The organism is Salinicola endophyticus (assembly GCF_040536835.1).
Taxonomy (GTDB): Bacteria; Pseudomonadota; Gammaproteobacteria; order Pseudomonadales; family Halomonadaceae; genus Salinicola; species Salinicola endophyticus_A.
Genome location: NZ_CP159578.1, coordinates 4,110,595 through 4,124,458, shown reverse-complemented (window position 1 = coordinate 4,124,458; position 13,864 = coordinate 4,110,595). Strand labels below are relative to the sequence as shown.

General features: G+C 65.0%; 10 protein-coding genes. 3 read left to right on the top strand and 7 right to left on the bottom strand.

The genetic code is table 11. From position 1 onward, the window contains the following. Positions 1-57: 57 nt before the first annotated feature. The 6 genes from sctV to ABV408_RS18560 all read right to left on the bottom strand — a co-directional run bounded on the left by sctV (position 58) and on the right by ABV408_RS18560 (position 4,971). On the bottom strand, positions 58-2,277 hold the full coding sequence (gene sctV, locus ABV408_RS18585; RefSeq protein ID WP_353980358.1) for a type III secretion system export apparatus subunit SctV: 2,220 nt from the start codon (positions 2,275-2,277) through the stop codon (positions 58-60). Then, on the bottom strand, positions 2,274-2,654 hold the full coding sequence (locus ABV408_RS18580; RefSeq protein WP_353980357.1) for a hypothetical protein: 381 nt from the start codon (positions 2,652-2,654) through the stop codon (positions 2,274-2,276). Before ABV408_RS18580 ends, sctV begins: the two co-directional genes overlap by 4 nt. Beyond that, a complete protein-coding gene (locus ABV408_RS18575; protein ID WP_353980356.1) occupies positions 2,651-3,067 on the bottom strand; it encodes a hypothetical protein in 417 nt (138 codons plus the stop codon). Before ABV408_RS18575 ends, ABV408_RS18580 begins: the two co-directional genes overlap by 4 nt. Before the next feature lie 24 nt (positions 3,068-3,091). Further along, positions 3,092-4,021: an FHA domain-containing protein gene (locus ABV408_RS18570; RefSeq protein WP_353980355.1), complete on the bottom strand. Its 930-nt coding sequence runs from the start codon at positions 4,019-4,021 to the stop codon at positions 3,092-3,094. Between the two features lie 295 nt (positions 4,022-4,316). Further along, positions 4,317-4,490, bottom strand: a complete 174-nt coding sequence (locus tag ABV408_RS18565; protein ID WP_353980354.1) for a hypothetical protein — start codon at positions 4,488-4,490, stop codon at positions 4,317-4,319. 232 nt (positions 4,491-4,722) lie between these two features. Further along, positions 4,723-4,971 (bottom strand): hypothetical protein, encoded by a 249-nt coding sequence (locus ABV408_RS18560; protein ID WP_353980353.1) that lies wholly within the window; start codon positions 4,969-4,971, stop codon positions 4,723-4,725. 677 nt (positions 4,972-5,648) lie between these two features. Between ABV408_RS18560 and ABV408_RS18555 the strand changes: the two genes are divergently transcribed. Further along, entirely contained in the window at positions 5,649-10,001 is a 4,353-nt protein-coding gene (locus tag ABV408_RS18555) for a hypothetical protein (protein ID WP_353980352.1), read from the top strand. 166 nt (positions 10,002-10,167) lie between these two features. On the opposite strand, the gene ABV408_RS18550 is transcribed toward ABV408_RS18555, so the two are convergent. Then, positions 10,168-11,031 carry a YicC/YloC family endoribonuclease gene (locus tag ABV408_RS18550; protein ID WP_353980351.1) on the bottom strand — a complete coding sequence of 288 codons (864 nt, stop codon included), beginning with the start codon at positions 11,029-11,031 and terminating at the stop codon, positions 10,168-10,170. A 156-nt stretch (positions 11,032-11,187) separates the two neighbouring features. Here ABV408_RS18550 and rph point away from each other — a divergent pair, with 156 nt between their 5' ends. After that, a complete protein-coding gene (rph, locus tag ABV408_RS18545) occupies positions 11,188-11,910 on the top strand; it encodes a ribonuclease PH (protein ID WP_353980350.1) in 723 nt (240 codons plus the stop codon). Between the two features lie 134 nt (positions 11,911-12,044). Then, positions 12,045-13,778 (top strand): ubiquinone-dependent pyruvate dehydrogenase, encoded by a 1,734-nt coding sequence (gene poxB / locus ABV408_RS18540; RefSeq protein ID WP_353980349.1) that lies wholly within the window; start codon positions 12,045-12,047, stop codon positions 13,776-13,778. Positions 13,779-13,864: the final 86 nt, after the last annotated feature.

Sequence of the window (13,864 nt, the reverse complement as noted above, 5' to 3'; positions counted from 1 at the left end):
CTGGTTGTCGTTGTGTGTCGTGCCAGCGTGAACGGCGCTGTCGTGAAGGTCATGGCGTCACCCTGCCCGGGCCGACGTTTCCGCCTCGCGGCGAGGACTTGGCTTGGCCAGGCGGAGCTGGGCGATGGCCTGCAGATGGAACTCCGGGGCGATCTCTTGCCAGGCGATCACCGCCAGCCCCAGCTCCTGCTGCCTGACCCACTGCTGCAGCGTCGCGCGCACATCATGGGCGATGACCACGACCGGCTTGAGCTCGCCTTCCAGCGCATCCAGGTGCTGTTCGAACCAGGCACTCAGCGCGCGCGACAAGGGAGACGGCAAACCGCCCCGCGCGGCGGGCGCTTCGGTATGGCGCTGGGCGCTGCGCAGCGCCTCTTCCAGCGGCCGCGTCGCGACCCAGGCCGGTAGCACGCGGTCGTGGCGGGCATGGCGGTGGCAGATCTGACGCGCCAGGGCGATGCGAATCTGATCGGCGAGCCGGGCGGTATTGGGCTCCTGGCTGCCGTTGGCCACCATTGCCTCCAGAATGGCGCGCAGGGCGCGTACCGGTACGCCCTCGCTGACCAGCCGGCGCAGGATGTCGGCCATCTTCTGCAGCGACACCACCCGTACCGCCTCACTGACCAGCTCGGCATAGTGGCTCTCCATCTCGGAGAGCAGCGTGCGCGCTTCCTGAATGCCCAGGAACTCGCCGGCATAGCGCGCGAACACCGATTCGAGGCAGCGTGCCAGCACCTGCACCGGGGTGAGGTAGCGGATGCCGGCGGCGTCGAGGGCGTCCGCACGGGTGTCGTCGAGCCACTGCCACTGGCCACGCCCCACCAGCGCCGGCCGCGGCGTGGCGGTGAGCTCGACCACCGCGAGCAGGCTGGGGTCGTCATCGAGCAGCAGCGTTTCCGGTGGCAGTTCGCCGGCGAGCACCGGGACGTCATCCAGCTCGATGGTGAAGTGTCCGGCCTCCAGCGTCGGTTCGATGCGCAGGCCCGGCGCGGGCAGGGCGATGCCCAGATCGCGCTCGATGCGCTGGGTGGCGTGCTGCAGCGCCTCGCGCAGCAGGTCGAGGGACAGGGTGTCGGCCAGCGGGGCGCTCAAGCCGAGCATGACGCGATGCTGGCGCGGATCGTCATCGGCCATGGCGAACGCCGCTGACTGGCCCTCCGCCTGCGGCGGCTGAGCGGCGGCGGAGGCCGTGGATGCCGGGCCAGTGGACGGGGCATGGGTGGAGAGATCGTTGGTGGACAGGGCGCTGGTGGAAGCATCGCCGCTGGATGGCGCTTCACTGGCCGCCGCACGGCGCTGACGGCGGCGCAGATAGAACGCCGCGCCACCGAGCAGGGCGGCGAGGGCAAGAAACACCCCGGTGGCGAAACCGGGTACGAAGGCGGCGCAGAAGAGCACGGCAGCGGTCAGCCCCAACGCCTTGGCATTGCTGCCGAGCTGGCCGACGATCTCGCTGCCCAGGTCGCTGGCGTTGTCGGAGCTGACGCGGGTCACCACGGTGCCGGCACCGATCGAGATCAACAGCGCCGGAATCTGCGCGATCAAGCCATCGCCGACGGTGAGCAGCGAGTAGGTTTCGACGGCATCGTTGAAGGCCATGTCGTGCTGCAGCATGCCGATCAGCAGGCCCCCGATCAGGTTGACGAAGAGGATCACCAGCCCGGCGATGGCGTCGCCCTTGACGAACTTCATGGCGCCGTCCATCGCGCCGTAGAGCTGGCTTTCACTCTCCAGGCGCGAGCGCCGCCGGCGCGCCTCCTGGGTGTCGATATCGCCGTTGCGCAGATCGTTGTCGATGCTCATCTGCTTGCCGGGCATGGCATCGAGGGTGAAGCGCGCGGCGACCTCGGCCACCCGCTCCGACCCTTTGGTGATCACCAGGAACTGCGCCACGGTGATGATCAGAAACACCACCATGCCGATGACCACTTCGCCGGCGATGACGAAGTTGCCGAAAGCGGCGACGATCTGGCCGGCATCGGCGTCGAGCAGAATCAGCCGCGTGGTGGTGATCGACAGCGCCAGGCGGAAGAGCGTGGCGAGGAGAATGATCGGTGGCAGCGAGGAGAACTCCACCGGATGGGAGATATAGAAGGCGACCACCAGGACCAGCAGGCTGAAGCCGATGTTGATGCCGATCAGCGCGTCGACCAGCGCGGTGGGCAGCGGAATGATCATCATCACCACTGCCAGCACCATGAAGGCGGCGATGATCACGTCGCTGCGCTGGGCGGCGCGCTGGGCCAGGCGGTTGAGCCGCGCGAGCAGGGGCATCATGCCTCACCTCCGGCACCGGTATGAGGTGTCGTTCTATCGGCGCTCGCCCGGCGGGCGAGATAGTCACGGTAGCTCTGCCGCGCCAGCTCGGGGGCGCCCACGAGGGTCTGGGCTCGCCCCCTCAGCAGCGCCAGCGCGGGATCGGCAGCCGCTCCGGCCTGTGCTTCGAGCCGCTCGATCGTGTGTAGTGCGCGCTGTCCCTGGCCGCTGGCCAGGAACCCTTGGCACAGCGCGTGCAGCAGGCCGCTGTGGTCCGGGGCCAGGCGCTGGGCGATGAGCAGTAGCACCAGACCACGCTGGGTCTGGCCGCTCTGCAGATAGAGGTGGCCGATGAGATGGAGCAGGTCGGCGGCGTCGCGATCGTCGCGCTGACTCATGATCTCTCCTCCGGTGTTTCGCCGTCGGTTGCGCGTTCGCTGGCGAGCGGCACGTGGAGGCGGTTCTCCCACGCCTGCCGCCAGGCGATCTCTTCGTCGAGAATCGTCGTGGCGTCGGCCAGCGTGGCGGCGTCGGCCTCGAGGCGCGGCAGGACGCTGTCGACGACGTGCTGGAGCAGGTCGAGGCTGCGCGCGGGCGAGAAGCTGGCCGGATCGCTGGGCGCCGGGCTGGCCAGGGCTGCCAGCTGTTGGTGCAGTGCCGGATGCTCCCCGCGCCGTTGCTGAGCGCGATCGACAGCGTGGGTGAAGTCACCACCGGCGGGCGTTTGACGCTCGCGCGGCGCTGGTGCGTCCGTCACCCCTGGCGCAAGGCGCTGGCCTGCGTCGGGCGCCTCCCGTTCGCCGATTCTCATGCCATCGTCCTCATCACGCTGTGGCTATAGCGTCAGCGCGTACTGCTCGTCGCCATGGCGGAGCAGGACGCGCTGGGCGTCGATGGAGGAGACGACCCAGCCCGAGGGCAGGGCCGCGCCGGGGTAGAGACGCTTGCCGTGGTGGTCGATCAGATAGGGGTTGTCACCGAGCCATACGGCGCTGAGCCGCAGATCGGGGGGGCTGGTGGCGGGCTGCGGCTCCACTGCGTTGAGCAGCACGTGGCGGCTGCCGAAGTGTTGATCGAACCAGCGCTGCGTCTCCTCCCAGGCCACGCGCTGCCCCGGCGTGTAATGCCCCGCGACGCTCAGGTAGCGGTCGTGCTGGCTGAGCGTGATGGTATTCAGGCCGGCCGCGGCGAGATGCGCGCGCAGTGCCTGCGCGGGCGACGAGGCCGCGCGCTCGGCCAGCTGTCGGGCACCGGCAATGGCCTGTTCGTCGATGCGTGAGTTGTCGCTTGCAGGCTCGGCATGCGGGGCGACGCTGCCGATGTTGGCGCCGGCCTGATTGACGTCGACGAACTCGTAAAGTCCCAGCACGCCCAGCGTGACGAGTAGTGCGCTCACGGGGGCGGCGCGGTTGAGCGAGCGTCTCCAGCGCAGGGTAAATGCCGGGAGACGCGGCAGGGCGCTCAGCAGCGACGGTGTGGCCGGGCGCGTCAGCGTCAGCGCCACCTCGCCGACGTGCAGCGTCGCTGGCGCGGTGCAGCGCAGCCCGGTCCCCTGCGTGACTCGCTGGCCGTTGACGACGATATCGCCGCCCACGGCTTCGACCGCCAGCTGGCGGCCATGAAATCTGAGCACGAGGTGCTCCGGCGACAGCCCCGTATCGCCCAGCCAGACATCGGCGTTATCGGCGCTGCCGATCCGGCAGACCGGCTCATGTAGCGTGATGACGGCGCCCCGGTGCAGGCCGGTGGTGACTGTCAGAATCATGACGACGTCCACTGTCGACGCCGTCGGGGCGTTGTCTGAGGCGTTGACGATGCTCATAAACGATCTCGCGCGATATACGAGAGGAGCGGCGTCCGGGGGCGATCAGTCTGCCGTTGGCGAAGACATGACCTGGACAATGCCGCAAACGGCCAGAGTGTCGGTGCCATCCGGTGCCTGGAGTCAGAACCGCCGCGGGTACCACGCCCCTTGCCGATGACACGACGGGTTGGCGAGATGGACCCCCGGCGGGGCCGGATGACGACGCGGGCCGTAGCGAGCCCGCGACAGGCCGATATCAGTTCTGCGGGCGCTGTTTGGTCGCGTCCAGCATGGTCTTTTTCTCGGTCGTGACCTTGGTGATTTCTGCCGATTTCTCGATGGCCTGATCGAAGACGGCTTTCAGCTGGCCGATAGCAGAATCGGCGCTGTCGTTGGAAGTGCTCGGGTCGATGGAGGGTACATCTGCCATGTCATGACTCCTGAGAAGTATTGGTTTGAGAAGTTCATCTCGCCCGGAAGCGTAGCGGTCATGAGAGCACGGGGCGGACTCGATGATCCGTTATCTTCCGGCACAATTCATACTAAGGAGCACGCAATGACAAAGCGAAGTTGTCGGCGTAATTTTTTTTATCGAAGTGTTTCTCTTTTCAGGCACGTTGCTGCGCGACTCGCTAAGCGAGATCGAATGTGATTCAAAATTATTATGATATTGAACGGTCAATCAAAAATACTTTTGAGATCATTGCTTTGTGAGATCTCAAATCGAATTCGACGAGGTGGTGCATCGAGCCGGGACGTGTCGTGATGGCAACTTGGCTGTCGCGCTCGGGTAAGCCCGCGGCGGCAGTAGTCGTGTAAGGCAATGTAGCTTTACGGATACAGTCAAATTTGGCGAATTGGTGCTTTTTTCCTGCTTTTGACATTTTTACAGTATTTTTTTCTGCTTCCATGGTTTTTTGATTTGTCTTGTTCCTGATTTCTTGGTTTTTCAAACTATGGTCATGTTGTCTTCATCCGCTTTTGCCGATGCCATTTACCCCTTATGTTTGAGGGAAAGATACGGATATCGGTGAGTGCCTAGCCGCCTCATGGGAGCGTTAGACAGGGGCTGGCTTATCTCGCGATCAGGGAGACATGCCGCTGGTGGCGTCTCGAGTAGGGGGTGGCCTTCACGCAAGGCGTACTCGATATCGGGACCATGGCAGATGCATCAGCCCGCTTGATGAGTCGCGCCATCGGCTTTTTTCTCATCGCTAAGGCTTTTTTCTCATCGCTAAAGTGGCGGCCTCGAGACGCGACGGTGGTGCCTTGGTCGCAAGCGAAAGGCTGACTATCGACAGGGGTTCTCGACGATCGACATCGGAGAGTGCCTTCGGAAACGACATGAAAAGACCGGGAGATCCTGACAATGGCTGGAGAAATTACGCTCAAGAATTCGTCTTATATCCCCGATGCGGATACTCCCGGCAGGCAGAATTCACCCCCCGAAGGCTGGCGAGTGAAGCTGTCACAGGCGATGTTGACGAGTCGAAAATCTGATCGTGAAGAGGGGTCGGAAACGCAACAGAAGGAGGTCGCTGACAGTAATACCAAAGCGCCCAGAAACCTGAAAGATTACAACCAGATCGTGACTATCGGCGAGGACCGCATCCGCTACGAGACCAAGGGCGGCAAGACCGTCGAGGTCGACCGCCACGCCACGCCGGCGCTGTTCGAGACGGTCAACCAGGACGCCGCCCAGATGACCGCGCTCAACCAGAGCGGGGAGGATGGCTACGGCGTATTGCCGCTGGATGCCGAGCCTCCCGGCAAGCTGAGCGACTACCGCTTCATCGGCCCTCCCGACGAAGTCGCCAAGGGCATCGTCCGCTACGAGATGCAGAACGGCGCCCGTGTCGTGGTTGCCGAACGCGCCAACCCAGAACTCTTCGCTGCCATCAAGAAGGATTATGAAAGCCTGATCGGCATCAATAAAAGCGAGTCGGATGGCTACGAGCGCATCACCGGCGACGCCACGCCACCGCCCTACTACAACACCGAAGTCGGCGCGCCCGGCGAGATGGGCCCGGAGGTGATTCGCTACGAGCATGACGGCAAGAAGTTCGTCGTCGCGCGCAGCGACAATCCGGAACTCTATGACTACCTGAGCGAGCAGCACGCCACCCTGGGGGGCAACGCCGAGCATCAGGATGCCATCGACATTGCGGTCGAGGATGGCGCCACCATTGCCGGCGCCGATACCGACGCACCCGACTTCAATGACTACAAGCGATTCCACTGGCAGAACGATGCACGGGACGACGTCATTCGCTTCACCACTCACGATGGCAAGGACGTGGTGGTATCGAAGGCGTTGACGCCGGCCCTGTTCGAGACGGTTTCCACCGCGCAGCAGACCTGGAAACGGATCCACGAACTCGAGGACGACGGCTACAAGCTGCGCTCCGCCGACGAGGACATCCCCGTGCTGGGCAAGGGCGACAGCGTCAAGAGTGCCACCGACGAGCACGGCGACGTCATCGAGGGACTCAAGCTGGTCGAGGTCGACGGCGAGAAGTTCATCGTCTCAAAGGGGGTGACGCCGGAGCATTTCGAGGCCGCCTCCAGCTTCCAGCAGACCTCGAGCGAGGATGTCATCGACGATGTGTTCGCCGACCACGACCTGCCCAGCTCGGAAGAGACCAACCTGATGGGCCAGGAGACCACCGTCGAGAACGACGATGGCGAGGCCAAGACGGTCACCGAACTCTACATGGAGAAGCTGGAGGAGAAGGCGGAGAACTCGGACAACGAGAACTTCAAGAAATATGCCCGGCTGCTCGAGCTCAAGTCCCAACTGGATGATGGTAGCTTCCAGTACCTGCCCTACATGACGGTCAATCACGGCGGCGACTGGACCTACTACGCCAGCGATACCCAGGGCATGGACCCGGCCGACCTGCGTGGCCTGATCCACGAGGAGAAGCTTGGCGAGGAGCTTGCCAAGCTGCTCGGGGACGAGGAGATCGCCAAGTTCACCGACGAGGCGATGGCGGAGGCCCAGAGCAAGATCAAGGATCGCGACGGGCTCGCCGACAAGATCTACGACTCGTTGACCGGCGACAAGGGCGCGGACTATCTCGATGCCATCGAGGACCTGCGCGACAAGGGTTTCGGGGACGAGGCCGCCACCCGGCTGAACAATGACCTGAATACGCTGCAGGCCCTCGACCCCGAGCGCGCGGCCGAGGCGAGAGGCAGCATCACGGCGGCCAGTACCGCCCGGGGCCTCGAGGAGGAACTCGCCGACATCGACGCCGAATACGATGCTTCTCAGAACGGCGACGACATATCGCCGGAGAGCGAGGAGGCCGCGGAGCAGGTCGCCGCCGACATGGTGCCGACCATTCTCACCGGCATCACCTACAGCACCTTCGGCATTCAAACCACCGATGGCGTCTGGAACGCGGTGAAGGATGCGCTCTCCGCCGACAAGACCGATCCCAAGGGCACGGTACCGCCCAATCTGTCGGCGGACGAGAAGCTGCAGTTCACCAAGATCATGGCGATCGCCGCCGGCCTCAAGGAGGTCATCAAGAAGGCGGCGTTGAGCGGGAGCAATGTCGAGACGGCGCTGAAGGATTCGTCTCTCATGCGCGATGTCATGAAGAAGGTGAACGAGCGGCTGCGCAACATGACTACCAGCCGCGACGGCCAGCCGCCCATCGTCGAGCTCAGCGACAGCGAGCGCGCCAACGTTCAGGGCTCGCTGAAATCCCAGTTCCGCAGCCTGATGAACTCGAACACGATGTTCGCGATCGGCGGCACCGCAGCGCTGGTCAACGCCATCTATCGCCGCTCGGGTGACGATTTCGGCGACACCTGGCAAGAGCGCATGACCGTCGCGCGCGGCATGCTGGTGTTCATCGGCACCACGCCTTTCGCGCTCAAGGGCATCACCGATGCGGTGGGCCCCAAGCTCGATGAAGGCGGCCGGCTGGGCAAGCTGTTCGGCACCACCAACATCACACAGGCGCTCGGTCTCGACAAGGAGATGGGCGATGTCCTGCGCGAGCGCTTCCCCGGCACCTTCAATGGCGACAAGGCGCCCTCTCTCAACCCGGGCGAGCAGGCGCGGGGCAAACTGGACGACATTCGCGGCAAGCTTGAGTCGTTCGACACCCTCCTCGATCAGCGGGATGCTCCCGACTTCGAGCAGAAGGCCCAGGGCCTGGTCGACGACATCCAGGGTCAACTCGACGAGGTCGACCGCATCGTCAAGGCATCCGACTCGCTCAGCGACGACGAGAAAAAGGAGATCCAGCAGCGCCTGGATACGATCGAGGATCGGCTCGACAAGGTCGAGATGAAGAAGGAGGGTCTGGCGCCCCAGAATGCGGACGACCTCAGGGGACTCGTCGACGACCTGTTCGAGGAGATCCAGCCTTTCGCCTCTTCGGTGACACCCTCGGAGCAGCGCTTCGCCCAGATCGACGACTTCGACCGGGCGGTGGCGGAGTACCGCGAGCTGCTGGATGCCGACGGCAAGGGTAAGGGCAAGATGCCGGAACAGGCGCCGGCACTATTTGATGACATCATGGAAAAGCACCGAGCCATTCGCTCGTCGATCGAATCCGACCCAACGCTCTCCGATGCCGATCGCGCGCAGCAGCTCGAGCGGCTGGACGATATCGCCAGCCGTCTGGATGATGTCCGCCCGACGGACGGCGGGACCCTGCCCAGCGGCGCCGGCGACGCGCTGGACGACCTCGACAGCCTCAGCGACGACCTGCACCAGCGCTTCGATCCGGCCAACGGCGAGTCGTCGAAATCCGCCATGCAACCCTTCAACCAGGCGCTGGATAGCGAAGCCGACGTGATGACCAATGGTGATCGCGCCGCGGGTGGCTCGTCGCCCGACAGCCCTGGAGGCACCGGTGGTACCAGCGGCGATGGCGATGTCGGCAGCAAGAAGAAGGCGCTCATCGGCCCGGCGCTCAAGGGCCTGGCCTATATGACGGACTTCGCCGGGGGGATTCTCGACACCGTCGTCGCGGGTGTCGGGCTGAACCAACTGATCAAGAACGGTGGCACGCCGATGGAGTTCGCCGCCAGCTCGACCGGGGTGGTCTCCGGCTCGTTCTTCACCATCGGCGGCGCCGCCGAAATCGGGGCATCGTTACAGACCGCGTCCCGGGTGCTTTCCGGGCTGGGCGCGGGCCTGCGCGCGGCCGGACCCATCGGCAACCTGATCGGGCTGGGCGTGGGCTTCGCCAGCCTGATCCTCAATGCCGTGATGGCGCAGAAGAAAGGCGCCGAGACCGAAGGCAAGATCCGCGACCAGTTCGAGCAGTTCGCCGAGGATGGCGTGACGGAGGATGATTGGGGCGAGAAGTTCAACTACCTGATCAACTCCAGCTATGGCTTCAAGGAGATGATGCACGCCGGCGACGACGACAAGGAGCCCGACCCCTTGTTCAAGGAGTGGTTCCCCGAGGACATGGCGGCGTGGGAAGCGCAGCCGGAGCAGTATGAGAAGTTCACCCAGGAGATCCGTGAGAACGGCAACGTCGGCGACTTCTTCTTCGACATCGACAAGGATCAGATGCAGCTCAATATCCACGGCCAGGCGTTCTATCAGGAGCACAAGGAGATCATCGATACTATTTTGACCAATTGGGGCAAGGGGGACGGCGGCAGCAATTGGGCAGGCTTGGAAGATGGCGATGATATTGTCAGCTGGGACGACCTCAAAGACATCTCGGAAGGTGAATACGGTTCCTCTCAGTCGGAAAAAGACGCTGCCGACTTCCTGCTCAAGAACGAAGAGTTCTTCGCCCTGCTGGATACGCTGCACAAGCAGGATGGCGCGGACAACAAGATCAGCAGCGCCGACATCGACTCCTGGATGCAGCTGATCGGCGAGCGCGAGATCACCGACGACAACCCCGCCTTCGAAGAGGGCAGCCCCTGGGACAACCCGGCGTGGTACAGAGGCTGAAGCTACGGGCCACGAGCTGCGGGCGATCAAAAGCGGGCCATACCTCTCCTCGAAACGTGGCCCGCCGTCGTTGCAGGTTGGGCTGACCGGCGAGGCTCACCCAAACTCAACGCTCACCCGAACTGGTTCATGGTGTTGAGCCCGCCGCCTTCGAGAGAGGTGGGCGCTACTCGATATTCTGGATCTGCTCGCGCATCTGTTCAATCAGCACCTTCAGCTCCACCGCGCAGCGGGTGGTTTCGGCCACCACGGCCTTGGAAGAGAGGGTATTGGCTTCGCGGTTGAGCTCCTGCATCAGAAAGTCCAGCCGCCGGCCGATGGGGCCTTTTTGCTTGAGTTGACGCTCGACCTCGCCGACATGGGTCTCCAGACGGTCGAGCTCTTCGGCGACGTCGGCCTTCTGCGCTACCAGCACCATCTCCGCTTCCAGCCGCTGCGGGTCGAGTTCGGCGCGGGCGCTTTCCAGGCGTTCGAGCAGCAGGGCGCGCTGGCGTTCGAGCATCGCCGGCAGGTGGGCACGCACGTTGGCGATCTGCTCGCGCACGCCGTCCAGACGTTCACGGATCAGCGCCGCCAGGCGCTCGCCCTCGCGGGCGCGGCCTTGTTCCAGATCGCTCAGCGCCGTCTCGAACAGCGCCAGGGCGGCGGCCTTGACCGCATCCAGGTCGAGGCGCTGGCTGGCCATGACGCCGGGGTGGGCGAGCAGTTCGAGCGCATTGGGCATCGCTGCTTCCGGCAGCGTGCGGCGTACTTGGCCGAGTGCCTGGGCCAGCGCTGCCAACTGAGCCTCGTTGATCTCCGGGGTGGCGCCGCCTTCCGCCGGCTCGAAGCGCAGCGCGCACTCCACCTTGCCGCGCGAGAGCCGCTGGCGCAGGGCATCGCGGTAGGCGGGTTCGAGATCGCGCAGCGCATCGGCGAGGCGAAAGTGCGGCTCCAGATAGCGCTGGTTCACCGAGCGCAGCTCCAGCTGCAGGCTGCCCCATTCGGCTTCATGGGTCTGGCGGGAGAAGGCGGTCATGCTGTGCGGCATGGGAAATCCTTGGCGGCGTTTGGCGTGCGTCGCACGCGTTTGGCATCGAGTGTAACCCATCGCCGTCGGGGGATACGCACCCGAGCCGGCGGGGAATTCGTCGCGTAGTCGGGTAGAATGCGGCGTCTCAATTCACAGGTTTTCGATGAGGCTTTCATGCGCCCGAGTGGACGACGCCCCGACCAGCCCCGCGAGGTCACACTGATCCGCGGTTTCACCCGCCACGCCGAGGGCTCGGTGCTGGTGAGCTTCGGTGACACCCAGGTGCTCTGCAACGCCAGCGTCGAGGCCGGCGTGCCGCGCTGGCTGCGCGGCAAGAACCAGGGCTGGGTCACCGCCGAGTACGGCATGCTGCCGCGCGCCACCCACACCCGCGGCGGGCGTGAGGCGGCGCGTGGCAAGCAGGGCGGTCGCACGCTGGAGATTCAGCGTCTGATCGGCCGCAGCCTGCGCGCCGCGGTGGATCTGAAGAAGCTGGGTGAGTTCACCATCACCGTCGACTGCGACGTGCTCCAGGCCGACGGCGGCACGCGTACCGCCTCGATCACCGGGGCCTGCGTGGCGCTGGTCGAGGCGCTGCAGCACATGCAGCGCAAGAAGTTGATCAAGTCCGACCCCTTTCGCCAGCTGGTCAGCTCGATCTCGGTCGGGGTCTACAAGAATACCCCGGTGCTCGATCTGGACTACCCCGAGGACAGCGCCGCCGATACCGACATGAACGTGGTGATGACCGAGGACGGCAAGCTGATCGAAGTGCAGGGCACCGCCGAGGCCGAGGCGTTCTCCCGCGCCGAACTCAACGCCATGCTCGATCTCGCCGAGAGCGGCTGTCAGACCCTGTTCGAAAAGCAGCGCGAGGTGCTCGGCGTGCTCCGCTGAGCGGGTGACTGCGCTTCCCGATCTGGCTCGCACGGTGAGTGGTGTCGACTAGACTAAAGTTCTGGTTGTCATCATCAGTCACCGGGCCGAGCCAGGCGCTGCGCCGGCGCGGCCACTATTGCCAGGAGAGCAGCGTGGCCGAGTTCACCATTGCGGATCTGATCGTCGATACCCTCGCCCGTGCCGGCGTGCGTCATATCTGGGGCCTGCCGGGGGATTCCCTCAACGGTCTCACCGAGAGTCTGCGGCGTCAGGAGCAGATTCGCTGGCGCGGCGTGCGCCACGAGGAGGTGGCGGCGCTGGCCGCCAGTGCCGAGGCCGATGCCACCCAGTCGCTGAGCGTGTGTGCCGGCTCCTGCGGGCCGGGTAACCTGCATCTGATCAACGGCCTCTACGAGGCCCAGCGCGCCGGCGTGCCGATGCTGGCGATCGCGGCGCAGATTCCCTCCAGCGAGATCGGCCTGGGCTATTTCCAGGAGACCCACCCCGAGACCCTGTTCCGCGAGTGCAGCGACTACTGCGAGCTGGTCTCTTCCCCCGAGCAGATGCCGCAGGTGCTGGAGACCGCCATGAACACCGCGCTGACCCAGCGCCGGGTGGCGGTGATCGTGGTGCCGGGGGATGTCGCGCTCAAGCCCGCACCGGTCAAGCAGGCGAGCTGGAATGCCCCGGTACGCGGCGTGACGGTGCCGCCAGCGGCGGCGCTGGATACGCTGGCCGAGCAGCTTTCCGGCCACTCCCGCATCGCGATTCTCGGCGGCTATGGCTGTCATGGTCATCATGCCCAGGTAATCGCGCTGGCCGAGCGGCTCAAGGCGCCGGTGATCCACGCGCTGCGCGGCAAGCAGTCGCTGGAGTATGACAACCCTTTCGATGTCGGCATGACCGGGCTGATCGGCTTCAGCTCCGGCTATCAGGCCCTCAAGCAGTGCGACTTCCTGCTGATGCTGGGGACCAACTTCCCCTATCGCGACTTCTTCCCCGAGCACGGCAATATCGTCCAGATCGACGAGCGCGGCGCGCATCTCGGGCGGCGCTGCCCGCTATTGCAGGGGCTCGTCGGGGATATCGGCGCGACGCTGGAGGCGCTGCTGCCGCGGCTGAGCGAGCAGACCGATCGCAGCTTCCTCGAAGAGACCCAGGCGCACTACCGCAAGGCGCGCCAGGGTCTCGACGAGTTGGCTACGCCGCGCGCCGAGGGCGAGCCGCTGCATCCGCAGTATCTGACCGCGCGGGTCAGCGCCCTGGCCGCCGCGGATACGGTATTCACCTGCGACGTGGGCACGCCGACGGTGTGGGCGGCGCGCTATCTGGCGATGAACGGCCAGCGGCGCCTGACCGGCTCGTTCATGCACGGCTCGATGGCCACCGCGACGCCGCAGGCGATGGGGTGGCAGGCAGCCTTTCCCGAGCGCCAGGTGGTGGCGCTGGCCGGCGACGGCGGTATCAGCATGCTGATGGGCGATCTGATCACCCTGGTCGAGCAGCAGCTGCCGGTGAAGATCGTGGTCTACAACAACCAGACCCTGGGGTTCGTGGCGATGGAGATGAAGGCGGCGGGGTTCGTCGACGAGGTGACCGATCTGCCGCCGGCGAACTTCGCCGAGGTGGCCGCATCGCTGGGCCTGTTCAGCCAGCGGGTGGACTCTTCCGAGCAGCTCGATGCGGCGCTGACGGCGGCATTCGAGCATCCGGGGCCGGCGCTGATCGACGTGCGCACGGCCAAGCAGGAGCTGTCGATTCCGCCGCGCATCCAGGCCGAGCAGGCCAAGGGCTTCAGCCTCTATACCCTGCGCGCGATCATGAGTGGCCGGGGTGACGAGGTGATCGATCTAGTCAAGACCAACTGGCCCTGGCAGCGCGGCTAGCCCCCGCTGCCAGGCGGTGCGCCGCTACATAGCGCTCAACGCAAGACGCCCCGCATTGGCGGGGCGTCTACGCGTCGAGACCAACG

Coding starts and splice junctions, on each gene's coding strand:
- sctV (WP_353980358.1), bottom strand. CDS start 2,277: ATGATGCCCCTGCTCGCGCGGCTCAACCGCCTGGCCCAGCGCGCCGCC.
- ABV408_RS18580 (WP_353980357.1), bottom strand. CDS start 2,654: ATGAGTCAGCGCGACGATCGCGACGCCGCCGACCTGCTCCATCTCATC.
- ABV408_RS18575 (WP_353980356.1), bottom strand. CDS start 3,067: ATGAGAATCGGCGAACGGGAGGCGCCCGACGCAGGCCAGCGCCTTGCG.
- ABV408_RS18570 (WP_353980355.1), bottom strand. CDS start 4,021: ATGATTCTGACAGTCACCACCGGCCTGCACCGGGGCGCCGTCATCACG.
- ABV408_RS18565 (WP_353980354.1), bottom strand. CDS start 4,490: ATGGCAGATGTACCCTCCATCGACCCGAGCACTTCCAACGACAGCGCC.
- ABV408_RS18560 (WP_353980353.1), bottom strand. CDS start 4,971: ATGGAAGCAGAAAAAAATACTGTAAAAATGTCAAAAGCAGGAAAAAAG.
- ABV408_RS18550 (WP_353980351.1), bottom strand. CDS start 11,031: ATGCCGCACAGCATGACCGCCTTCTCCCGCCAGACCCATGAAGCCGAA.
- rph (WP_353980350.1), top strand. CDS start 11,188: ATGCGCCCGAGTGGACGACGCCCCGACCAGCCCCGCGAGGTCACACTG.